The sequence below is a fragment of the Cobetia sp. 14N.309.X.WAT.E.A4 genome (assembly GCF_030397495.1).
Lineage (GTDB): Bacteria > Pseudomonadota > Gammaproteobacteria > Pseudomonadales > Halomonadaceae > Cobetia > Cobetia marina.
Genome location: NZ_JAPNXT010000002.1, coordinates 401,395 through 423,287 on the forward strand (window position 1 = coordinate 401,395; position 21,893 = coordinate 423,287).

Below are 21,893 nucleotides of genomic sequence, written 5' to 3' on the forward strand. Positions count from 1 at the left end.
CAGCCGGATGGGAAAGTTGCGTGCACTACAGGAATTCAGGGGGATACGCGGATGGATTCCCGAGGCCTTCTCAGACGCGGACTACGCCTGGGAATGCCTCAGGACTCATGAGAATGATTGAGCGGACAGGAAGGACATCGTCTGGCCCAGCTCTTGGGAGAAGGCGGCTTCGGGCTCGGCGGGACGTTGACTGGCGAGCAACACGAGGCTCAGCAGCATGCCGGCTGCGAGCAGCAGGCGATTGCGTGTCCGGCGGCGGTCCCGCTCCAGCAGCATGGCCACATGCTCCATCGCCTCCTGCTGGATCTCACGCTGTCGCTGTGGCGTGACCGCGTCACGCGAGTGGCCATCTGACGGCTGATCGGTAACACGTGCCAGGACCATGGCCGGCTGGCGCACGATGGCGGCGTGTTCTGCAGCATGACGCTGTGAGGCAGCAGGCGAGCGATGGAATTTCATGGGAGGTCCTCTCACGGCAAGTGGCAGCATGGACAGATGGCAATGACTGACTCGGTACTTGACTCAATCAACGTTGGCGCGAGGAGTGTGGATGCCTCGTGTCTCGATGAAATGAGTGTAGCGTGATTTTCTGTTTCATAAAATTACAATTTATCACGATACGATCACGCTATGAATACGTTACGTTTCAGCAACGAAAACGCCCCGGGCGCAGAGCGCTCCGGGGCGTGGGGTGCCGCCATCCTGTCAGACGGCGGTGAGCAGGTCGCGGCTTATTCGGCCGGACGACCCACCAGTGAACGACGTTCTTCACGGGCTTCGGTCAAGGAGACCTTGATGATGTCGCCCAGGGAGTAACGCAGCTCGTCTTCGATGCGCACACGGCCTTCCTTGTCATCGATCGCGACCTTCTTGCGATCAGTGTGGATCAGCGGTGCCGGAATGAAGACGCTGGCGCCATTCTCTTCCAGGCGCACACGCATGCCACCGCGGCGGATGTCGATGATCTCGCCAGTGAAGACCTGCTGCTCTTCGGCGGCCTTGGTCAGGTAACGCACGTAGAGCCAGTCCTTGACGTCGCGCTCAGCCATGCGGTTGAGACGACGACGTTCACTGAGGTGTTCGGTCAGCTGCTCGGTGGCTTCGGCCGGAGCATCCTGACCCAGAATCACGCGCTTGATCAGGCGATGGTTGACCATGTCGCCGTACTTGCGGATCGGCGAAGTCCAGGTGGCATAGGCCTCGAGACCCAGACCGAAATGCGGGCCCGGCTGGGCAGACATCACGGTGTAGCCCTGGAAGCGACGCATGCGCACGTCCAGCCAGGTATCCTCGCGGCTGTCCAGCTCCTGACGCAGCAGGCGATAGCCTTCCAGGCTGCCCAGCTGTTCCGGCGTCGCGGTGATCTCCTGAGTGGCCAGGAATTCGATGGTGTCGTCGTACTTCTCCGGTGCAAAGCCCTGGTGCACGTTGAAGATGCCGTGACCGATGTGCTTGGAGAGCAGACGTGCGCAGCTCAGGTTCGCGGTGATCATGGATTCTTCGATCATGCGATTGCTGATGCGGCGATGGTCGGCACGCACGTTGAGCACGTTGCCTTCCTCATCCAGCTCGAATTCGAAGTCCGGACGCTCGCGGAAGATCTGGGAGTTGCGTGCACGCCAGGCGATACGCGCCTGAGTGAAGGCTTCCAGCTGACGCAGGCCTTCGGCCAGCTCCTCGGTTTCCGGCTTCCAGCTGCCTTCCTGGCCTTCGATCCAGTCAGAGACGTTGTCGTAGGTCAGGCGGTGATGCGAGCGCATGGTGGCCGCGAAGAACTTCGGCTCACCGATCACGCCGTCGGTGTCGATGTCGACGATGCACATCAGCGTCGGACGGTCTTCACCTTCCTTCAGCGAGCACAGGTCATCGGCCAGGATTTCCGGCAGCATGGTGACGTTCTGGCTCGGCAGGTAGACGGTGAAGGAGCGCGTGCGCGCCTCTTCGTCCACGCGGCTGCCTTCCGGCACATAGGCGGTCGGGTCAGCGATGGCGATGCTCAGGGTCCAGCCGCCTTCCGGGCGCTCGACGATGTGTAGGGCGTCATCCATGTCACGAGTCTTCTCACCATCGATGGTGAAGAAGGGCACGTGAGTCATGTCTTCGCGGGTCAGACCTTCCTCCAGCAGCGGCCAGTCGTTGCCGCCCTCCGGAGAGGCCTGTTCCAGCGCGTGACGCGCCAGGGTGACACGCCACGGCACGCGCGGGTTGTCCACCTCGGCGATGACTTCCTCGATCTGGGCGAAGAAGCTGCGGTCATCCTTGCGCATCGGGTGACGCAGCAGACGAGCCACGACCCAGTCGCCATCATTGAGGCTTTCCTCATTGATGCCGCGCTTCACGCGCGCTTTCATGCGCGTGTTGATGGACGGGTGATCCGGCATCACGTTGAGGCGACCGTCACGCTTGCCGACACGAGCGACGAAGCGGTCGACACCCGTCTCGATCAGCACTTCCGGCTGTACGGATTTCTTCTCGCCTTCGACCTTGACGGTCGCTTCGACGGTATCACCGTGCAGCACCTGCTTCATGGCGGGCGGCGGCACGAAATACGACTCGCCATCCTCGCACTCGAGGAAGCCGAAGCCCTTGTCGGTGCCTTTGATCACCCCCGTGACACGGGGAATTTCCTGGCGGATTTGATCTTTCAGCTGCGCCAGCAGCGAATTGTTCTGCAGCATTTCGGAAGTTCTGTTGGCGGGGTCAGTGGCTCACTATACGGACATGACGCATGGGGGGAAAGCGGCCAGAGACTCCGACGCCCGCACGGGCTGCGTGCGGGCGTCGGCAGCTGGCCGAACGAGTGGCGATGACGCCGCCGGTGGCGGTGCGTCGCTTGCGCCAGATGCGGCTTCAGACCGTGGCAGCAGCGTCCTGCAGCAGGCTGGAGACCGATTGATCACCATCGAACAGCGTGAAGACCGGTGCCTTGCGATGGCGACCTCCGATCTCGCGCGCCTGCATCACGCCCAGCAGGAATTCCGCCACGTTGGCGCGTGAGACCTGCATCTCGTCGGACTTCTCCGCGTCCTGGGTCAGCTTGCCGTTGCCGGCTTCCTCGGTGAGGCGGCCCGGCTTGACGATGACGTGGCGCAGTCCGCTCTCGGCCAGGCAGAGATCCGCCGCCTTCTTGGCCGCGAAGTAGGGGCGCATGGCCGCCGGGCCTGCCAGCGGGGTCTCGGAGCGGATCGAGCTGACCTGGATCACCCGCGAGAGGCCGAATTCCGCGGCCAGTTCCGCAGTGCGCATGGCACCGTGCAGGTCGATGGTCAATGTCTTGTCAGGGCCGGTATGCGGGCCGGACCCCGCGACGAACACTGCCTGGTCACAGCCATAGAATGCTTGGCGCATCTCGCCTTCCAGGTCTCCCATGACGGTCGGAATGCCGCGTTCATGGAACCAGTTCTGCTGGTCCGTCGAGCGGATCATGGCGACGATGGGTTCGCCGGCGGCCTGGGCCTTCTCGCAGAGTTGACGACCGATCTTGCCATTGGCACCGATGATGAGCGTCTTGCGCATGTTGGCGACTCCTTGTTCGGGGGAACGAATGCAGCAGGCCGAGCCATCATCTCGAGAGAGCGATCCTCAAGCGATGACTCGGCGGGATACCGTCTTTCCTGCGGTCGGCCGGAGTGAACTTCAAGTGGTCCTGCCGTCGGGAGTCTGACAGGAGGCAAGGCCATGAGAGATGTGATGGGGGGAGTGGACAGAGCCGATCACACGCACGCGAGGCCGGCACTCGCAAGCCGCGCATGACTGACGTGAGCGCCGACACACCTACATGAGTCTTAGCTTATAAATACTGCGGTATTAAAGGCGCATGCCGGGGCTATGCCGTGACGTGCAGCCTGCTAGGATGGCGCTACAACCCCCGAGAGCCCACGGCTCTCGGTCTCCACGACAGCATGAAAGACAAGGACGTCCGATGAGCGCCACGATGAATTCCGATGCCGCGCCCTCCCAGACACAAGGCAACGCCATTCGCGTCGGCCTGATCGGTTATGGCATGGCGGTACGTACCTTCCATGCGCCACTGATCGAGGCGACGCAAGGCCTGGCGCTGGTCGCGCTCTCGACCTCGCGTCCCGAGGTGGTCAAGGCCGAACGTCCCGAGCTCGAGGTGGAAGCCACTCCCGAGGCACTGCTGGCGCGTCAGGACATCGATCTCGTCATCATCGCCACGCCCAACGAGACCCACTACCCCCTGGCGAGTGCGGCGCTGGCGGCCGGCAAGCATGTGGTGGTCGACAAGCCCTTCACCGTCACGCTGGCCGAGGGTGAGGCGCTGGCCCGAGAGGCGGAGCAGGCAGAGCGGGTGCTGGCGGTGTTCCACAATCGTCGCTTCGATGCCGATTTTCTGACGCTGGTCGAGCTGATCGAGGGCGGTACCCTGGGGCGCATCGCCCACATGGAGTCCCATTTCGACCGCTTCCGCCCCAGCGTGCCGGACCGCTGGCGTGAGCAGGCCCTGCCCGGCAGCGGCCTGTGGTACGACCTCGGGCCACACCTGCTGGATCAGGCGCTGTGTCTGTTCGGCGAGCCTGCCAGTATCCAGCTGACACGTCGCACCCAGCGCGAGGGAGCCGTCACCGATGATTTCTTCCATGCCGTATTGAGCTATGCCTCACATGCCATCTATCCCTCGCTGGTGGTCGAGCTGCACGCCAGTGCCTTGGCGGCCGCACCGACGGCACGTTTCGCCGTCCACGGCACGCGCGGCAGTTACGTGACGTTCGGTCTCGATCCTCAGGAGGCATGTCTCAAGGCCGGCAGCTTCCCGGCCCGTGACGAGGCCGAGCGGCTCGCGCAGCAATGGGGGCGCGACCCGCGCCCGGGCATGCTCACGGTGCTGGAGACGGCAAGGGAGGCCGGCGATGGGGAGCAGGTTCTGGTCGCCGGTATCCACCAGGGCCGCGATGGCGACTACCCGGCCTGGTATGCGCGGCTGCGCGACTGCATCCGTTCCGGCAGTGCCAACCCGACGCCCGCCGACGAGGCGCTGCGCGTGATGAAGTGGCTGGAAGCGGGGATCGCCAGCGAAGGCTGAGGCTGTTGGCGGTGAGATGACTCACGAAAACGCGCGCCCCGATGACTCGGGGCGCGCGTTCTGCTTTCAAGAGAGTGACAAGGATCAGCCTGCGATGCGCTCAGGCGTTGGCGTCGTCCTCGCCCTTGTCGGCCTTGCGCATGCGCGAGAATAGCTCCGCGCGCAGCTCGCCGATGCGCGGTACCTCCTCGGCATGGAAGGGGATGGGGCGCAGCAGGCGCATGGCACGCAGGCCCAGGCGTGCGTTCATCAGGCCACTGCCCAGCCCCTGTCCGGCCTTGGTGGAGAGGCGGCCGGCCAGATTCATCGACAGCAGATCCATGCTGGCCTCGGCGGCCAGTTCACTGGCGCCGGCGAAGGCCATCGACGCCAGCACCTCCTTGAACAGGCGCAGACGGCTGGCGTAGCCCAGCTCCAGTCCGTAGAGGCGCGACAGGCGCTCCATCATGCGCAGTCCGCGCCAGGCCACCAGGCTCATGTCGACCCAGGTCAATGGCGAGACCGCCACCATCACCGCCGTCTCGCCGCTCATGCGCGAGATCAGACGCCGCGCCTCACGGTCCCGCGGCCCCAGCACATGGAAGGCGAACAGCTCGCGGCGCTCCGACGGGGAGTGATGCGCTTCGCAGGCAGCGCGCCAGGCGCGCACGCCGGCATCATCCTCGCCCAGCTTCATCTGACGGCGCAGCTGCTCAAGCAGGTCTTCCTGCTGGCTGTCGGCCTTGCCGCCTGCCTTGTTCGAGCCCTCGTCAGGCGTGGACGGCGCATCACCGCGCTGGCCAAAGCTTTTCTGGCCAAAGCCTCCTTGACCAAAGCGCTCCTGGCCAAAATCATCCTGCTGATGTTCTTCCAGCTCGGCACGCAGCGCGACGTGCTTGCGCAGATGACGCAGTCGGAAGAGCTCCTTGCCCAGCGCGCGGGCGCCGAGCCCGATGGCACCAAGCCCCAGCAGGCCCCAGGCCCCGGCGATCAGGTCACCGCCCATGGCCGCCTGATACAGCGCATGGCCGGCCTCGACACCCCCGAGTGTCAGGGTGCCTAGCAGCAGCCATTTGAGGCCGCGATGACGTGGCCGGGCGCTCAGCGTCGCATCGAGCCCCGGCGTGGCGGGTTCCGGTTCGGCCGCCGCCAGGGGCTGGCTTTCCATCTCCGGCGAGAAGTGACGCGCACCGCGCAGGGCCTCTGCCGCGCTCTCTGATGCGCTCTCGGTGGGGCGCTCGGCATAGGTGGTCGAGGCTGCATCGGCCTGCGCCGAGTCGGGGCTCGTGAAGCGTTTGCCCGGGCGCGGATGGCGGGATTCGGTGGTCATTTCAGGTGGTCTCCCAGCAGCCAGTCGAGCACGGCGTCCATGCGAATGTGAGGTGGCGCATTGCCATCGATCTTCGGCGGCGCGAAGTGGGGGAAGTCGAAGCGACTTTCGGCCCAGAAATTCGGGTCGGGCAGCCGTGAGGGCACCTCGCCCGGGAACAGCAGCACGGACTCGCGGCCGGCGCCTTGCGTGTCCGAGTCGTCCGCTCCCTCGTGCTCAGCGAGCAGTTGTCCCGCCAGCGCCGGATGACGCTGCCCATTCTCGACCACCTCGCGCGCCTCGCTGGCGCGGATGGCGGCGATGGTGAAGGCCTTGAGCGGCACATCGCGATAGCGCAGGCGCTTGAGCGGGTCCGCCAGCAGCTGTTCGAGCAGGTCGCGCATCGCGCCATGCTGCTCCGGCGTGACGTGGTCGGCCTTGGTGGCGGCGATGGCCAGGCGGTCGATGCGGCGATCCATCAGGCGCGCCAGCAGATGACGGCGGCCATAGGCGAAGCTGTCGAACAGCTTGTCCAGCGCACGGCTCAGGTCGCGGAAGGGCGCCGGGCCGGCATTCAGCGCGCCCAACACGTCGATCAGCACGATCTGGCGGTCAAAGCGCCGGAAGTGGTCGTGATAGAAGGGACGTACCACACGGCGGCGATAGTGATCGAAGCGCCGCGCCAGGGTGCGGTACAGGCTGGTTTCCGGCAAGGCGGCCAAGGCGTCGGCTGTCCAGTCGCCAAGCCCCGGCAGCGGGAAGAACTGCAGCACCGGCGCTTCATCCAGCTCGCCGGGCAGCAGGAAGCGGCCCGGTGTCAGGTCGACGAAGCCCCCCTTGCGGCGTGCGGCGTGCAGATAGTCGGTATACAGGCTCGCGATCTCGGCGAGGCGGTCTTCATCCACTTCGCTGTCCGGCGTCAGGCCCGCGATGGCGCCCATCCAGTCATGCGCCCAGTCGCCGCGCCCATCGGCCAGCTGCGTCTCGCATTCGCTGCTCCAGGCGGTGAAGTCCTGTTCCAGCATCGGCAGGTCCAGCAGCCATTCGCCGGGATAGTCGATCAGGTCCAGTGTCAGGGTGGCGCGCTGGCTGTCGAGCATGCGCGCGGCGCGTGAGGTGGGGCGAAAGCCGATCTTGAGACGCAGCTCGCTGATGCTGCGGGTCGGCGTCGGCCATTCGGGGCCATGGGGCGAATGCTGGCCGGACAGCGAGCGCAAGCCGGCTTCCAGCGGAAAGCGCGGGATGGAAAGATCCGGCTGACTGACACGCTCTGCCCCGAGCAGACGGCCATCGCGAGCGGCAGGCAACAGCTCCAGACGCGCGCCGAGTCCTGCGTGGCGCAGCTGCTCGATCAGCGAGACGAGAAAGGCCGTCTTGCCGGCACCGGACAGACCGGTGACGGCGAGCCGCAGCTGACGATCGAGGCCGCGCTCCAGCAGGTCATGGGCTTCGCGGCCCACCTCGCGGGCAAGCTGGCGGGCGTTGCGGGTCATGGTGTTGAACATCAGGCATTCCCTGTCGGTGGGGGCGAGGCGGCGACACGACGTGACGGCAGATCGGCAGGTGATGGTGAACGCGAATCCGGCAATGGCCAATGGCCGACGTCGTGCGCCGTGATGCTCGCCGTCAGTGCTGTATCTGCGGGCGATCGGTACGCAAGGCAAGCTGTCGCCATGCCAGCAGTGCCACGGGCAGCAGGCAGGCGGGGATCAGCAGCAGGTTGAGCAACGCCCAGCCCAGCGTGCTGACCAGTGGCCCGGCCAGCAGTGCCGTCACCGCGCCTGTGGTGAAGACGAGGAACTCGTTGGCGGCCTGGGTGCGGGCCTTCTCGTTGGGGCGATGGCAGCGGGTCAGCAGCGTGGTGGCGGGCAGGAAGGTGAAGTTCCAGCCGATGCCGAGCAGGATGAGGCCGAGGAAGAAGCCCTGGGTACCGGTCAGATAGCCGGCGGCCAGCAGCTGCGCGGTGCCAAGGCTCGCCAGCAGGAAGGCGCAGCCGGTGATGATCATGGTGCCGGTGCCGAAACGTGCGGTCAGGCGTCCGGTGAAGAAGGAGGGCAGGAACATCGCCACCACGTGCCATTGGATGGTGGTGGCGACGTGATCGAAGCCGTGTCCGGCATGGGCCATGGCCAGTGGCGTGGCCGTCATCGCCAGGTTCATCACCCCATAGCCGACCATCGCGCTGAGCACGGCCAGCAGGAAGGTCGGTTGGCGCAGGATCACGCCCAACGGGCGCGCGGGTTCGGGTTGGTCATCGCCGTCCGACTGGGCGCTGCCTTCGCTGGGCAGCCGAATGAAGGCCAACAGCAGCAACGCCACCAGATACAGCGCCCCCAGCCCGAGAAAGCTGCCCAGGAAGGGCGTGTCGGCCAGTGCATGACTGGTGCGGGCAAGCCAGGGGCCGAAGAAGGCTGCCAGCACGCCGCCACCCATCACCAGCCCGATGGCGCGCTCCCGCTGCTCCGGGGGCGCGGCTTCCATGGCGGCGAAGCGATACAGCTGGCCGAAGCCGATCCCGATGCCCACCAGCCAGGTGGAGAACAGGAACAGCCCGAAATGCTGCAGGTGCAGCGCCAGCACGGCCAGCCCCGCGCCTGCCAGCCCGCACAGATTGCCGAGCACGAAGCCGCGGCGTCGTCCGAGGCGTGCGGTGATCAGCGAGGCAGGGATGGTGGCGCACATCAGGCCCAGCCATTGGGTCGCGACCGGCGCGGTCGACCAGCTGCTCGAGGCAAGCTGGGCACCGATCAGCGGCGAGACCGCGATCAACAGGATGTTGCCGCTGACCAGCAAGGCCTGGCACAGCGACAACAGCGTGACGGCCAGCGGCAGGCGGGCCCGACCGGCAGTGGAGGATGAGGATGACATGATGACGCAGCTCCGACGGATTGCGGCGCCTGATGCGCCTGTCCTGATTATGCCTGTGCTCCGCTCAGGCGTTCCAATTCTCCGTCAGGCGTCGAGGAGTCCGGGGCGGGGCGCGTGATGACTTGCATGCCTACTCTCCCGCCCATTCCCGCAGGCTACCCTTGCGCACCCGACGGACAGCGTGTGACAGCTCGCCCTGCTCGGCAAGTCGCTGTATGACCGCAGGCAGCGCGGCGCGGACCTCCTCGGCTGACATGCCGGGGGAAAGTTCCGGGGCATAGAGCATCTTGAGCAGCACGTAATCCAGCGGGCTCAGCCAATGATCCACCGTGACGTCGCTGAAGATGGAGGGAAACACCGCGTCCGAATCATTGGGCAATCCCATCAGCTGGGCGGTTTCCTCGATGATGCAATCCACCAGACGTCCCTTCTGGCGGGCGTAGTCGACCGGAATCAGGATCAGCCCACTGGCGATGGCCTGATTGGACCCGGTCTTGAACAGTGTCAGGCACACGCCTTCCCGCAGTGCCTTGCGCATGCCCGGTGTGCTGGCCTGCTGCTTGCCGACGTAGGCGGCGGCCTCGCGAGTCATGTGGTCCCGGGTGATGAAGGCGATGCGCAGGTTGGCCTCTCTGGCGGAGGACACGAAACTCAGCGGCTGGCCGGTGATGGCGGAGAGATGACGAAACTGGACCTCGCTCATATGTCGCTGCAGATGTGAGTCACCCAGCTGCGAATCGAGCCAGACCGTGATCGGCACCTGCCAGCGGGTGAGCGAGGCGCTGCTGCCGGGCTGATATTCACGCTTGAGCGCCACGTCCACGAAGCTGTCCGTCAGCACATCGGCGCGCTGCCAGCGCTCGGCGGCCTGGCTGACCGGCACCGACATCAGTGAGGCGAGCAGGGAGATCGACAGTGACAGCACCTTGAGGCGCGGACGACGGCTACGCAGGCGACAGCGGGACATGGGAGACCTCGGTGATGAGCGACTCGTCCAGCATGCCTGAAAGCGGTGCAGCAAATGCACAAATGCACGAATGCCCCGGCTGTCCGGGGAGACAGGGCGGGGCATTCGTGTCATGGCGGATGTGCTGCTCGCAGGGGTGAGTCAGCAAACGGCGCGGGTCAGATGAAGGCCAGATAGATGGCGATCACCAGCACGACCAGCAGCAGCGCACAGACCTTGGCACCTTTCCAAGGGGTCATGTCGATGGCGCCGACATCCTGCTGGATCCACGGCTCGTCACGCGGTGCCAGCTTGCCGATGATCAGCATCATCGCGATCAGCAGCACGAACACCAGGCCGACGAAGTGGAACTCGTGGATCACGTCCAGCACACCGGAGAAGGCCGGCACGAAGTAGACCACGCCGATCACGCTGCAGCCGATCAACAGCGCCAGGTTGGCGGCGATGGTCGGCACGCGACGCGTCAGCAGGCCCATCAGCACCACGGCGAAGATCGGGATGAAGTAGATGGCATTCATCTTCTGCAGGTAACCGAACAGGCTTTCCTGACCGGCCAGCAGCGGCGCGAGGGTCATGGAAGCGATCGCCAGCACCCAGCCGAAGCCCTTGGAGACCTTGACCACTTCCTCGTCGCTGGCATCACGGCGCAGGTGCGCCTTGTAGATGCCGGTGGAAAACAGCGTGGTGGTGGCGTTCAGCGCCGAGTTGAAGGATGACAGGATCGCCCCGACCATCGCGGCGGCGAAGAAGCCGGTCAGCGGTGCGGGCAGCACGTCGAACACCAGCTGGCCGTAGGCGCTGTCGGCCTTGACGCCGGAAGAGGCGTAGAGGTGATAGGCGATGATGCCGGGAATCACCAGATACAGCGGGCCCAGCAGCTTGAGCGCGCCGGTCAGCAGCACGCCTTTCTGGCCCTCGGCGAGGGTCTTGGCGGCGAAGGTGCGCTGGATGATCTGCTGATTGGTACACCAGTAGAAGAAGTTGATGATCATCACGCCGGTGAACAGGGTCGAGAAGGGCACCGACTGGTCTTCACTGCCCATGGAATTGAATTTCTCGGGATTGGCGGCGGTCAGCGTGTCCCAACCAGCCATCACGCCCTGGCCGTCGCTCACGGCATCGAGACCGAACCAGACGATCAGCATGCCGCCGATCAACAGTCCCACGCCGTTCAGGGTGTCGGAGATGGCGATGGAGCGCATGCCACCGAACAGCGCATAGATGGCGCCGATGATGCCGACCACCCAGATGGTCATCCACAGCAGTGCATTGGGTGAGCTGATGCCGGTCAGCGAGGGCAGATCCAGCATGCCCTGCAGGCCGATGGCACCGGAGTAGAGGATGATCGGCAGCAGGATCACCGCGTAGGCGAACAGGAAGATGAGGTTGGTGATCAGCTCGGTACTGCGGCCATAGCGCAAGGCCAGCAGCTCGGGCAGGGTGGTGATGCCACTCTTGAGGAAGCGTGGCAGGAAGAACAGCGCCATCACCACCATCGCCAGCACCGCCATGACCTCCCAGGCCATCACCGACAGACCATCGGTGAAGGCGGCGCCATTCAGACCGACCATCTGTTCGGTGGACAGGTTGGTCATCAGCAGCGAGCCCGCGATCAGCGGGAAGGTCAGACTGCGTCCGGCGAGGAAATAGCCGGTGGAATGCGAGGTGTCATCGCGATGTGTCCACCACCAGGTCAAGGCGGCGACCAGGCCGGTAAAGAACACGAAAGAAACAAGGGTAAGGGCGTGCATGGGAGGAGGGTTCCTTGATGCTGGCTGGCGCGACGTCTGGCTCACGGGCACTCGGTCCGCGCGGCGATTCGGCGATCAGTCCAGCAGTATCGATGCAATGCACACAGCGAGCTGTGTCATCGTCCGTGACGAGACTCACCGGTAACATTCGCGGCAAGTCTGGCGACAGTGTAGGTATCTCCCGAGTTCCTGCTATCCGCCATTTGTAGAACATACGTTGGTTTCGGGGCTTGGCTCGCCCCTGTCGGCGTGATGGCGGGCAGAGGAAACGTGTGTCAGGCCCGCCTTGTAAGACCGCCTTGTAAGACCCGCCTTGTAAGACCCGTGACGCGAGACCCGCCGCGCCGCGCAACGAAAGCGCCCCGTCTCGGCGAGGAGAACGGGGCGCAGGCGGCCAGGGGGACACCGTCAGGTCATGCAGTGCTCAGCCGGCGAAGGCCAGATAGATGATCATCACCAGTATGAGAAGAATGATGCTGGCGATGCGCGTGCCAGCCCAGGGCGTCATGTCGATGGCACCGACATCCTGCTGGATCCAGGGTTCGGCACGCGGTGCCAGCTTGCCGATCACCAGCATCAGGGCGATCAACAGCACCAGCACGATGGCGATGAAGTGGAAGTTGTGCACCTTGTCGACCAGCTCGGAAAGCACCGGCACGAAGTAGAACAGGCCGATGACCGCACAGCCCAGCACCAGCGCCAGATTGGCGGCGATGGCCGGCACGCGCCTGGAGAGAAGTCCGACCACGATCACCGCCAGCAGCGGGATGTAGTAGATGGAGTTCACCTTCTGGATATAGACGAACAGGCTTTCCTGGGTCGCCAGCAGCGGCGCGATGGTCATCGCGGCGGCCGCCATGATCCAGCCCGCCCATTTGGACGCCTTGACCACCTCTTCATCGCTGGCATCCGGCTTGAGGCGCGCCTTGTAGACATCGAGACTGAACAGGGTAGCGGTGGAGTTGAGCGCCGAGTTGAAGGACGACAGGATCGCGCCGACCATCGCCGCGGCGAAGAAGCCGGTCAGCGGCGCGGGCAGCACATCGAAGACCAGCCGGCCATAGGCGGCGTCGGCCTTGATGCCATCACCGGCGTAGAGCTGGAAGGCGATGATGCCCGGCAGCACCAGATACAGCGGGCCCAGCAGCTTGAGCGCGCCGGTCAGCAGCACCCCCTTCTGGCCCTCGGCCAATGTCTTGGCGGCGAAGGTACGCTGGATGATCTGCTGGTTGGTACACCAGTAGAACATGTTGAGCAGCAGCACCCCGGTGAACAGGGTCGAGACCGGCACCGACTGGTCATCACCGCCCAGCGAATTGAGCTTCTCCGGGTGGGTCTCCTTGAGTGTCTCCCACCCGGCGAGAATGCCGTTGCCATCACTGATCCGATCCAGCCCGTAGTAGACGATGATCATGCCGCCGATCAGCAGCCCGATACCGTTCAGGGTGTCGGAGATGGCGATGGAGCGCAGACCGCCGAAGAGGGCATAGATGGCCCCTGCGATGCCGACGGCGATCACGGTGCCGGTCAAGAGCACCATCTGGGAATCGATGCCGGTCAGGGCATGCAAATCCAGCACGCCCATCAGGCCGAGGGCGCCGGAATAGAGGATGCTGGGCAGCAGGATGATGGCGTAGGCCAGCATGAAGATCAGGTTGGCCAGCAGCTGGGTGGTGCGATCGAAACGCAGTGCCAGCAGCTCCGGCAGGGTAGTGATACCGCTCTTGAGGAAGCGTGGCAGAAAGAACATGGCCATCGCGACCAGCGAGACCACGGCCACCACCTCCCAGGCCATCACGGAGAGGCCATCGGTGAAGGCGGCCCCGTTCAGGCCCACCATCTGCTCGGTGGAGAGATTGGTCATCAGCAGGGAGCCTGCGATGATCGGGAAGGTCAGACTGCGGCCGGCAAGAAAGTAGCCGGTGGAATGGCGATGGTCGTCACGACGGGTCAGCCACCAGGTGATCACGGCGACCAGCCCCGTGAAGAACACGAAGGAGCTCAGGGTGAGGGCATTCATGGCGTTATCCTTGTTGAACAACAGGGCTCGGAGGCCTGCCTGCTCAGTTGCCATCACCCGATTGGCCTGCCTCACCGTTGGCGCGCGGTACCTCGAGGCAGGCGGTCAGTGATCGACAACCAGCGTGCCGATCAGTGTCAGAGAAATGCGCTCACCTCTCCATTGACAATTTGTCTGACATTTTTCCCCAATTGTCTGAAGCGTGCAGACATAGCAGCGTGACCGGATGTCCTCTTCCGGCGCAGCGATCTTCTCGAGTGGCTCTGGGGAAGGCGGCACCCGACAGGCGGCCCAGACAGGCGAATGCCCCGTGCACTCGAGAATCCGCCCTCGGGATCCTGTCGTGCACGGGGCATTCGGGGTAGGGCGTGAACCGCGTGTGTCGCGGCAAGATCAGCCCATTCGCGACTCAGGCGTCAGCACCTTCTGATAGAGCGAGGCGCCGTGGATATCCTTGAGCGTGACGGTCAGTGCTTCGCTTTCGGGATCGAGATCCACCTGACCGAAGAACTGGAACCCTTCGCTGGGCGACATGTTGGCACGGCCTTCCGGCGGTGCCTTCACGAATTCCAGTCTTGGCCCGAAGGTATTGTCCAGCTCGCCAGGGCCGTAGGTGCCGGCATGGATCGGCCCGCTGACGAATTCCCAGAACGGCGTGAACTCCTTGAAGACGGCGCGCTCGGGCGAGTAGTGGTGCGCGGCGGTGTAATGGACATCCGCCGTCAGCCACACCAGGTTCTGGATGTCGTGATCGCGCACGAACTTCAGCAGCTCCGCGACTTCCTGTTCGCGTCCCAGCGCCTCACCATCGCCATTGGCACCGTTCTCGAAATTGTCGCCGTCACGCACCAGCAGGCCGATGGGCATGTCGGAGGCGATGATCTTCCAGGTGGCGGTGCTGGCCTTGAGCGACTGCTTGAGCCATGCCAGCTGATCGCGCCCCAGGAAGTCGGTCTCGGGGCCACGCCCGGACTGGCGATTGGCGGAATTGGGGCCGCGGAAGCTGCGCATGTCGAGCATGAACATCTCGAGCCCCGGGCCGAAGCTGAAGTTGCGGTGGATGCGTTCCGGCGCGGCTGGGCCGGTCCGCAGCGGCATGTTCTCGAGGAAGGCACGACGCGCATTGGCGGACAGCACTTCGAGATTCTTCTCGGTGTAGCGATCGTCCTCGAGAATCTCGCCCGGATACCAGTTGTTGGTGGTCTCGTGGTCATCCCACTGGGCGAACATCGGTACCTCGGCATTGAAGCGACGCAGGTTCTCATCCATCAGGTTGTAGGCGTACTGACCACGATACTCGTCCAGGGTCTCGGCGACCTTGGACTTGGCCGGTGTGACGATGTTGCGCCACAGGCTGCCGTCGTGCTGAGTGACGCTCTCCTCGAGCGGGCCATCGGCGTAGATGGTGTCGCCGGAATGCAGGAAGAAGTCCGGCTTGACCTGACGCATCGTCTCGTAGAGGCGCAGGCCACCGAAATCCGGGTTGATCCCCCAGCCCTGGCCGACGGTGTCACCGGACCACACGAAGCGCAGCGCGCGCGGTGTCTGAACGCCGGGCGGCAATACCAGACGCCCGGTGGTCGCTTCACTAATGGCGCGGTGGTCATCCAGTGCCGCATAGCGTACCCGGTAGAAGACTTCGCCGCTGGCGTTGGCGCGGGTGTTGATGCGGGTCAGATCCAGCTTGCTGGTCAGGCCGTCGGCCGGCAAGGCCACGGGGCCGCGCATCTGGAAGGCGCCACGCATCTCGATGTTGTCGGCCAGTTCGATCAGCATGCGGGCCGGCTTGTCGGTCTGACTCCACAGCATGGCGCGGCTGGCGGTCACGTCGCCGCTCATCACCCCTGACGGCAGGCGTGGACGACGGCCCTCGGCCATCACGATGGCCGGGGCGCCCAGCAGGCCTGAGCTTGCCAGCAGGCCCACGCCGGCACCCTGAAGGCCACGGCTCAGCAGGCGTCGGCGGTCCATTCGCGAAGGTGCGCCGGCGCGTGCGGCATGCGAGTCACCGGGGCTCGCGTTCGCGTCGTCCTGCGAGGTGGGCGAGGCAGGTGTCGTGCGCGAGGAGCGGGAAGGTAGCAGATCAGACAGACGGCGGGACATGAAGGGCTTCCTTGTTACGGTCTGGCATCAGGATGGCAGCGGCGGCAAAGGTGCCGCGGTGGCTGACAGGGCTCACGGGAGAGGCTACTTTCCATGCTCAAGATGACGATCAGGTGTCAGAACCATGATCGCCATGCAGTCCCGTGAACCGGCAGCGCGACGTCCGGCCGTCAGAGCCTCCTTGCGGTGTTGCTGTGTTGCGGATTCTCTTTGCCTTGTGGCCGCTCTCTCTCTTTCTCGCTCGCTTTCTCTGTTTACCTCTTCCCTTTGCGACTTGCTGTCACTTCTTGCCACTCCCGGATCAGGACACCTTTCATGAGTCCCTCACGCCCCTCGAACCCGACACCTCCATCGTCCACCCCCGCGCCATCGGATGCCGACAGGCTGATCGCGGATAGCCATCCCCAGGCACGGCCGGTGCTCGAGCATTGGTTCACTCGACTGACGCCCAAGGACTGGTTTCGCAAGAGCGAGGCCCTCGATGCTCAGCTGCGCGAACGATTCGCGCAGCTGCTCGAGCAGGCACTGGTCTGTGAACTGTGGGAGTGGCGCACCACTCCCGGTGGTCGGCTGGCGGAAATCCTGGTGCTGGACCAGTTCGCGCGCAACATCCATCGCGATACCCCGCGTGCCTTCAGTGGCGACAGCCTGGCACTCGCGCTCTCCCAGCAGGCCGTGGCGCTGGGGGATCTCGAACGCCTCCCGCTGGCCTGGCAACCCTTCGTCATCATGCCGTGGATGCACAGCGAGTCGTTGCGTGTCCATGAACACGCTGAAGCACTGTTTGCACGCCCAGGGCTCGAGGACACGCTGCGCTTCGAGCGACGGCATGCGGACATCGTGCGTAGATTCGGCCGTTACCCGCACCGCAACGCGATTCTCGGCCGTGTTTCCACGCCACAGGAGGAGGCATTTCTTCGCCAGCCCGGCTCCTCGTTCTGACAATCGGGAAATCTGACCCTTTTAATTTCGCGAGATCGTCTCCAAGACATGTTCATCGGGCGCACAGCGCCACTTCATCCGCAAGAAAGGAGACAGCAGATGGGTATCATTCTTGGATTGATCATCGGTGGTCTGGCTGGCTGGATCGCAGGCAACATCATGCGTGGCGGCAGCTTCGGCATTCTCGGCAACATCGTCGTCGGTGTGGTCGGTGGCCTGCTGGGCAGCGTCATCTTCAAGCTGCTGGGGCTGGCCTCCACCGGCATCATCGGCTCGCTGGTCGTCTCGATCGTGGGGGCGGTGGTATTGCTGTGGATCGTCTCGAAGGTCAAGTCCAAGGCCTGACGACGCGGCGCCGGCGAACATCGTCAGGCGTTCCACAGCAGTTCAGGTCGCAGGTGCATCAAGTCCCACGTGGGTGTCCTAAGGGATTCATTCGAGACATCCGCCGCATGGAAGTCGCCTGTCATCGGTTGCCCCCTGACAGCCAGACGGTCCTCGTGACCGTGACAAGGCAGCCTGACAGGACATCGCAAGGCCGAATCAACTTCGACGCCATCCCGGATGGCGCGTTGCAGATCTAGCGAAAACAGGAGCGTTTGAGCATGGCGAGCAATGAGCACGATTCAGCATCCTCCCCCCAGTCAAATGCCGACAGCGCCAAGTGCCCGTACCACGAGGGCCAGAACCGCTCGGCAGACGCGGAGAATCCCTATACCCATCCCAATCGCAACGGGCCACATGACACCCAACCCAATGCCGGGGATGGCAAGGCCAAGGACGAGGCGCTGGAGACCTATCGCGCGGATGCCGAGGGGCATGACCTGCGTACCAATCAGGGATTGCGCATCGCGGACAACCACAACTCGCTGAAGGCGGGGGAACGCGGTCCGACCCTGATGGAAGATTTCATCTTCCGCGAGAAGATGAACCACTTCGACAACGAGCGTATTCCGGAGCGTATCGTCCACGCGCGTGGCGCAGCCGCGCACGGGTATTTTCAGGCGTACGACAATGCCGCCAGGTACTCCAAGGCCGGCGTGTTCCGTGATCCGTCCAAGAAGACACCGGTGTTCGTGCGTTTTTCCACCGTACAGGGCTCGCGCGGCTCCAATGACACCGTCCGTGACGTGCGCGGCTTCGCGACCAAGTTCTATACCGATGAAGGCAACTGGGATCTGGTCGGCAACGACATCCCGGTGTTCTTCATCCAGGATGCCATGAAGTTTCCGGACTTCGTGCACGCGGTGAAACCGGAGCCGCACAACGAGATTCCCCAGGGGCAGTCGGCCCACGACACCTTCTGGGATTTCGTGTCGCTGATGCCGGAAACCACCCACACCGTGTTGTGGACCATGTCGGATCGTGCCTTCCCGCGCCATTACCGCAACATGGAAGGCTTCGGCGTGCATACCTTCCGTCTGATCGACCGTGAAGGCGTGTCGCGCTTCGTCAAGTTCCACTGGAAGCCGGTGGCGGGTACCTGCTCGCTGATCTGGGATGAAGCCCAGAAGCTGTGGGGACGTGACCCGGACTTCAATCGCCGCATGATGTGGGATGACATCAAGAACGGTGCGCCGCTGGAGTGGGAACTGGGCATCCAGGTGGTGGAAGAGAAGGATGAACACAGCTTCGATTTCGACATCCTCGACCCGACCAAGCTGATCCCCGAATCGCTGGTGCCGGTGGTGCCGATCGGCAAGATGGTGCTGGATCGCAATCCGGACAACTACTTCGCCGAGACCGAGCAGGTGGCCTTCAATCCGGCCAACATCGTGCCGGGTATCGACTTCTCCAATGACCCGCTGCTGCAGGGGCGTCTGTTCTCCTATCTGGATACCCAGATGCTGCGTCTTGGTGGGCCGAACTTCCACGAGATCCCCATCAATCAGCCGGTGTGTCCGTTCCACAACAACCAGCGCGATGCCCAGCATCGTCAGACCATCAACACCGGGCAGGCGTCCTACGAGCCGAACTCCATCGATGGTGGCTGGCCCTCCGAGACGCCGCCTGCGGATGAACATGGCGGCTACGAGCCACATCATGAGCGCATCGAGGCGCACAAGGTGCGTGCGCGCAGTGCCTCCTTCGGGGATCACTACTCCCAGGCCACCCTGTTCTGGAACAGCCAGACCGAGGTGGAGAAGGAGCACATCATCGCGGCCTACACCTTCGAGCTCTCCAAGGTCGAACGCCCGTGGATCCGTGAGCGGGTGATCACCGAGATCCTGCCCAACATCGATCTGGAGCTGGCGCGTCGTGTCGGTGAGAACCACGGTATCGAGGCGCCCACCACCCAGCCGGCGCCGAAAGGGGAGCTGGGCACCAGTCAGGTCGAGAGCGACCCGGCGCTGAGCCTGATGGCGCGCATGCCCGACAGCATCGCGACCCGCAAGGTGGCGATTCTGGCGGCCGATGGCGTGACTATGGAAGATGTGCGCTCCATCCAGAAGCAGCTCAGCGATGAAGGCGCCGAAGGGCTGCTGATCGCGCCGAGCATGGCACCGATCAAGGCCAGCGATGGCAGCATGCTGGCGCCGGACGCGATGCTCAATGGTCTGCCGTCCGTGGCGGTGGATGGCGTGGTCGTGGCCGGTGGCGAGGGCAGCGTCAAGGCGCTGGCCGCATCAGGGCTCGGCCTCTACTACGTGCAGGAGGCTTACAAGCACCTCAAGCCCATCGTGGCGATCAGTGAAGGCAAGGAATTGCTGGCCGCCGCGCGCGTGCCGGTCGAGGAGGGCGTCATCCTGGTGGATGATGTGCTCGCCGCCAGCCTGCCACTGCGTGATGCCCTGTTGGCTCACCGTGTGTGGTCGCGTGATGCGCGTGCCAATCAGATGCCAGCATGAGGCGCTGACGCCCCAAAAGGCATGATGTGAGCCACCAAGCCCCCTGACCTTTGAAGGTCAGGGGGCTTTTTCATGGTCATGATGCGGTCATTTGTGGGCGTGAAGATGGGGTAGCGGTGAAAGGTGTAAACAAGGTTGGTGATGCCGCCAGGTTGAGTGCCGTCCTGCGGTTCACGCCGCTGAGAGTGGCTGATAGGCTCGGTGATAGGGGCTGATTATCGAAGGCATGCTGGTAATTGATTATCGCTAGAAGCACCAGGTGCGTAAGGTAAGCAGGCATCAAGGGGCCACAAGCCAGCACATGCCGGGCAGGCATCGGCCCCGACCCGATTCGACAATGGGCTGCAGGCTTTCACATCAAGCAGCGCATGAAAATGTGACATCAGCAGCATCTGGCCTTGCCAGTCGAGTTTGATAGCGCTTTTTTCTACCTGACAGGAGAACGTCAACATGTCCCAGACTCCACGCTATACCACTGGTAACGGCGCCCCGGTGCCTCACGATGACATCAGCCAGACAGCGGGTCCGAATGGCTCACTGACCTTCGACAACTGGCGTCTTTTCGAGAAGCTGGCGCACTTCAACCGTGAGCGCATTCCGGAGCGTGTCGTCCACGCCCGCGGCGTTGCCGCCTACGGCACCTTCACCCTGACCCGTGACCTGTCTGACCTGACCATTGCCCGCTTCCTGCAGGGCGTCGGCAAGCAGACCCCGATGCTGGCACGTTTCTCCACCGTGGCCGGTGGTCAGGACAGCGGCGACAACACTCGTGACGTGCGCGGCTTCTCCCTGAAGTTCTACACCGAGGAAGGCAACTGGGACATGGTCGGCAACAACACGCCGGTGTTCTTCATCCGCGAGCCATCCAAGTTCCCTGACTTCATCCACACCCAGAAGAAAGACCCGCGCACCAACATGGTCGACTGGCAGAACCGCTGGGAGTTCTGGGCCAACCATCCGCAGGCGCTGCATCAGGTCACCATCCTGATGTCCGACCGCGGTATCCCGAAGTCGTTGACCACCATGAACGGCTACAGCTCGCATACGCTGAGCCTGTGGAACGACAAGGGCGAGCGTGTCTGGGTCAAGTGGCACTTCAAGACCGACCAGGGCCACGAGACACTGACCGATGACGAAGCGGCACAGGTCGCACCGGACTTCCACCAGCACGACATGTTCACCCGCCTCGAGCGTGGCGAGCGTCCGAGCTGGACCGTCAACCTGCAGGTGATGACTGAGCAGCAGGCGCGCGACTACCACATCAACCCCTTCGATCTGACCAAGGTGTGGCCGCACGGTGACTTCCCGCTGATGGAAGTCGGCAAGATGGAACTCAATCGCAACCCGGAGAACTACTTCGCGGAGGTCGAGCAGTCCGTCTTCTCACCGTCCAACTTCGTGCCGGGTATCGGCGCCTCCCCGGACCGCGTGCTGCAGGCACGTCTGTGGGCCTACGCCGATGCACACCGCTATCGCGTCGGTGCCAACGCCGAGCAGCTGCCGGTCAACCGTCCGGTCTGCCCGGTCAACCACTACCAGCGTGATGGCGTGATGGCGGGCATGTGCCCGGTCACCGGTCACGGTGGCGGTCCGCTGGGCGGCCAGGTCGGCCAGGGCGTGCCGGGAGAGACGAAGGAAGGTGGCCAGTACTCGCGCACCAACTTCTACCCCAACGAGCGTGCCGATCACGGCGCCCCGGTGCCGGACGCCACTGTCGCCGAGCCGCCGATGCCGCTGGAGCAGAACGCCTGGATGGGCTATCACGACAACAGCGATGAGGACAACTACAGCCAGGCCGGCAATCTCTACCGCCTGTTCGATGAAGGTCAGAAGTCGCGCATCACGGACGTCATCGCCGGCACCATGGTGGGTGTCAGCCACGTCGTGCAGGACAAGATGATCGCGCACTTCCGCCAGGCGGATGCCGACTACGGCGAGCGTGTCGCGACCAAGCTGGCCAGACTCGATCCGCGCTGAGTCAGTCATGTTGCACCCTTCGTCAGGTCAGTCGTGACCCTTTGAGCTGACGAAAACCTCAAGGCCCCCGCCGGTTACCCGGCG

Annotated in this window: 15 protein-coding genes; 5 read left to right on the forward strand and 10 right to left on the reverse strand. The window is 64.0% G+C overall.

What is annotated here, in order from left to right:
* Positions 1-105: 105 nt before the first annotated feature.
* The 3 genes from OW493_RS05020 to OW493_RS05030 all read right to left on the reverse strand — a co-directional run bounded on the left by OW493_RS05020 (position 106) and on the right by OW493_RS05030 (position 3,516).
* The gene (locus OW493_RS05020) at positions 106-459 is read right to left on the reverse strand and encodes a hypothetical protein (protein ID WP_077379237.1); all 354 of its coding nucleotides are present in this window, start codon (positions 457-459) and stop codon (positions 106-108) included.
* A 272-nt stretch (positions 460-731) separates the two neighbouring features.
* Positions 732-2,678, reverse strand: coding sequence for an exoribonuclease II (locus tag OW493_RS05025; protein WP_136939002.1), 1,947 nt, complete (start codon positions 2,676-2,678; stop codon positions 732-734).
* A gap of 172 nt (positions 2,679-2,850) precedes the next feature.
* The gene (locus OW493_RS05030; RefSeq protein WP_289863414.1) at positions 2,851-3,516 is read right to left on the reverse strand and encodes an NAD(P)H-binding protein; all 666 of its coding nucleotides are present in this window, start codon (positions 3,514-3,516) and stop codon (positions 2,851-2,853) included.
* Positions 3,517-3,922: 406 nt separating this feature from the next.
* Between OW493_RS05030 and OW493_RS05035 the strand changes: the two genes are divergently transcribed.
* Entirely contained in the window at positions 3,923-5,044 is a 1,122-nt protein-coding gene (locus OW493_RS05035; protein ID WP_240499595.1) for an oxidoreductase, read from the forward strand.
* Positions 5,045-5,144: 100 nt separating this feature from the next.
* Here OW493_RS05035 and OW493_RS05040 read toward each other — a convergent pair whose 3' ends face one another.
* From OW493_RS05040 to OW493_RS05070, 7 genes are all read right to left on the reverse strand, one after another.
* On the reverse strand, positions 5,145-6,353 hold the full coding sequence (locus OW493_RS05040; protein ID WP_289863416.1) for a TIGR01620 family protein: 1,209 nt from the start codon (positions 6,351-6,353) through the stop codon (positions 5,145-5,147).
* Positions 6,350-7,837, reverse strand: a complete 1,488-nt coding sequence (locus OW493_RS05045) for a YcjX family protein (protein ID WP_289863418.1) — start codon at positions 7,835-7,837, stop codon at positions 6,350-6,352. The genes OW493_RS05040 and OW493_RS05045 overlap by 4 nt, the downstream gene beginning before the upstream one ends.
* A 121-nt stretch (positions 7,838-7,958) precedes the next feature.
* Positions 7,959-9,164: an MFS transporter gene (locus OW493_RS05050; RefSeq protein WP_289863468.1), complete on the reverse strand. Its 1,206-nt coding sequence runs from the start codon at positions 9,162-9,164 to the stop codon at positions 7,959-7,961.
* A 166-nt stretch (positions 9,165-9,330) separates the two neighbouring features.
* Positions 9,331-10,167 (reverse strand): DUF2927 domain-containing protein, encoded by an 837-nt coding sequence (locus tag OW493_RS05055; protein WP_289863420.1) that lies wholly within the window; start codon positions 10,165-10,167, stop codon positions 9,331-9,333.
* Between the two features lie 158 nt (positions 10,168-10,325).
* Positions 10,326-11,918 (reverse strand): solute:sodium symporter family transporter, encoded by a 1,593-nt coding sequence (locus OW493_RS05060; RefSeq protein ID WP_136938999.1) that lies wholly within the window; start codon positions 11,916-11,918, stop codon positions 10,326-10,328.
* A 424-nt stretch (positions 11,919-12,342) separates the two neighbouring features.
* Positions 12,343-13,938, reverse strand: a complete 1,596-nt coding sequence (locus OW493_RS05065; protein WP_077379247.1) for a solute:sodium symporter family transporter — start codon at positions 13,936-13,938, stop codon at positions 12,343-12,345.
* Positions 13,939-14,331: 393 nt separating this feature from the next.
* A complete protein-coding gene (locus tag OW493_RS05070; protein WP_289863424.1) occupies positions 14,332-16,041 on the reverse strand; it encodes an alkaline phosphatase D family protein in 1,710 nt (569 codons plus the stop codon).
* A gap of 315 nt (positions 16,042-16,356) precedes the next feature.
* Between OW493_RS05070 and OW493_RS05075 the strand changes: the two genes are divergently transcribed.
* The 4 genes from OW493_RS05075 to OW493_RS05090 all read left to right on the forward strand — a co-directional run bounded on the left by OW493_RS05075 (position 16,357) and on the right by OW493_RS05090 (position 21,809).
* Positions 16,357-16,983, forward strand: coding sequence for a DUF924 family protein (locus tag OW493_RS05075; RefSeq protein ID WP_289863425.1), 627 nt, complete (start codon positions 16,357-16,359; stop codon positions 16,981-16,983).
* Between the two features lie 99 nt (positions 16,984-17,082).
* Positions 17,083-17,328 (forward strand): GlsB/YeaQ/YmgE family stress response membrane protein, encoded by a 246-nt coding sequence (locus tag OW493_RS05080; RefSeq protein WP_084209300.1) that lies wholly within the window; start codon positions 17,083-17,085, stop codon positions 17,326-17,328.
* A gap of 260 nt (positions 17,329-17,588) precedes the next feature.
* A complete protein-coding gene (gene katE, locus OW493_RS05085; protein WP_084209299.1) occupies positions 17,589-19,832 on the forward strand; it encodes a catalase HPII in 2,244 nt (747 codons plus the stop codon).
* 450 nt (positions 19,833-20,282) lie between these two features.
* A complete protein-coding gene (locus OW493_RS05090; protein ID WP_084209298.1) occupies positions 20,283-21,809 on the forward strand; it encodes a catalase in 1,527 nt (508 codons plus the stop codon).
* Positions 21,810-21,893 lie beyond the last annotated feature (84 nt).

What these genes read in the sequence shown, in the direction of transcription:
- OW493_RS05020 (WP_077379237.1), bottom strand. Translation starts at nt 459, where the DNA reads ATGAAATTCCATCGCTCGCCTGCTGCCTCACAGCGTCATGCTGCAGAA.
- OW493_RS05025 (WP_136939002.1), bottom strand. Translation starts at nt 2,678, where the DNA reads ATGCTGCAGAACAATTCGCTGCTGGCGCAGCTGAAAGATCAAATCCGC.
- OW493_RS05030 (WP_289863414.1), bottom strand. Translation starts at nt 3,516, where the DNA reads ATGCGCAAGACGCTCATCATCGGTGCCAATGGCAAGATCGGTCGTCAA.
- OW493_RS05035 (WP_240499595.1), top strand. Translation starts at nt 3,923, where the DNA reads ATGAGCGCCACGATGAATTCCGATGCCGCGCCCTCCCAGACACAAGGC.
- OW493_RS05040 (WP_289863416.1), bottom strand. Translation starts at nt 6,353, where the DNA reads ATGACCACCGAATCCCGCCATCCGCGCCCGGGCAAACGCTTCACGAGC.
- OW493_RS05045 (WP_289863418.1), bottom strand. Translation starts at nt 7,837, where the DNA reads ATGTTCAACACCATGACCCGCAACGCCCGCCAGCTTGCCCGCGAGGTG.
- OW493_RS05055 (WP_289863420.1), bottom strand. Translation starts at nt 10,167, where the DNA reads ATGTCCCGCTGTCGCCTGCGTAGCCGTCGTCCGCGCCTCAAGGTGCTG.
- OW493_RS05060 (WP_136938999.1), bottom strand. Translation starts at nt 11,918, where the DNA reads ATGCACGCCCTTACCCTTGTTTCTTTCGTGTTCTTTACCGGCCTGGTC.
- OW493_RS05065 (WP_077379247.1), bottom strand. Translation starts at nt 13,938, where the DNA reads ATGAATGCCCTCACCCTGAGCTCCTTCGTGTTCTTCACGGGGCTGGTC.
- OW493_RS05070 (WP_289863424.1), bottom strand. Translation starts at nt 16,041, where the DNA reads ATGTCCCGCCGTCTGTCTGATCTGCTACCTTCCCGCTCCTCGCGCACG.
- OW493_RS05075 (WP_289863425.1), top strand. Translation starts at nt 16,357, where the DNA reads ATGAGTCCCTCACGCCCCTCGAACCCGACACCTCCATCGTCCACCCCC.
- OW493_RS05080 (WP_084209300.1), top strand. Translation starts at nt 17,083, where the DNA reads ATGGGTATCATTCTTGGATTGATCATCGGTGGTCTGGCTGGCTGGATC.
- katE (WP_084209299.1), top strand. Translation starts at nt 17,589, where the DNA reads ATGGCGAGCAATGAGCACGATTCAGCATCCTCCCCCCAGTCAAATGCC.
- OW493_RS05090 (WP_084209298.1), top strand. Translation starts at nt 20,283, where the DNA reads ATGTCCCAGACTCCACGCTATACCACTGGTAACGGCGCCCCGGTGCCT.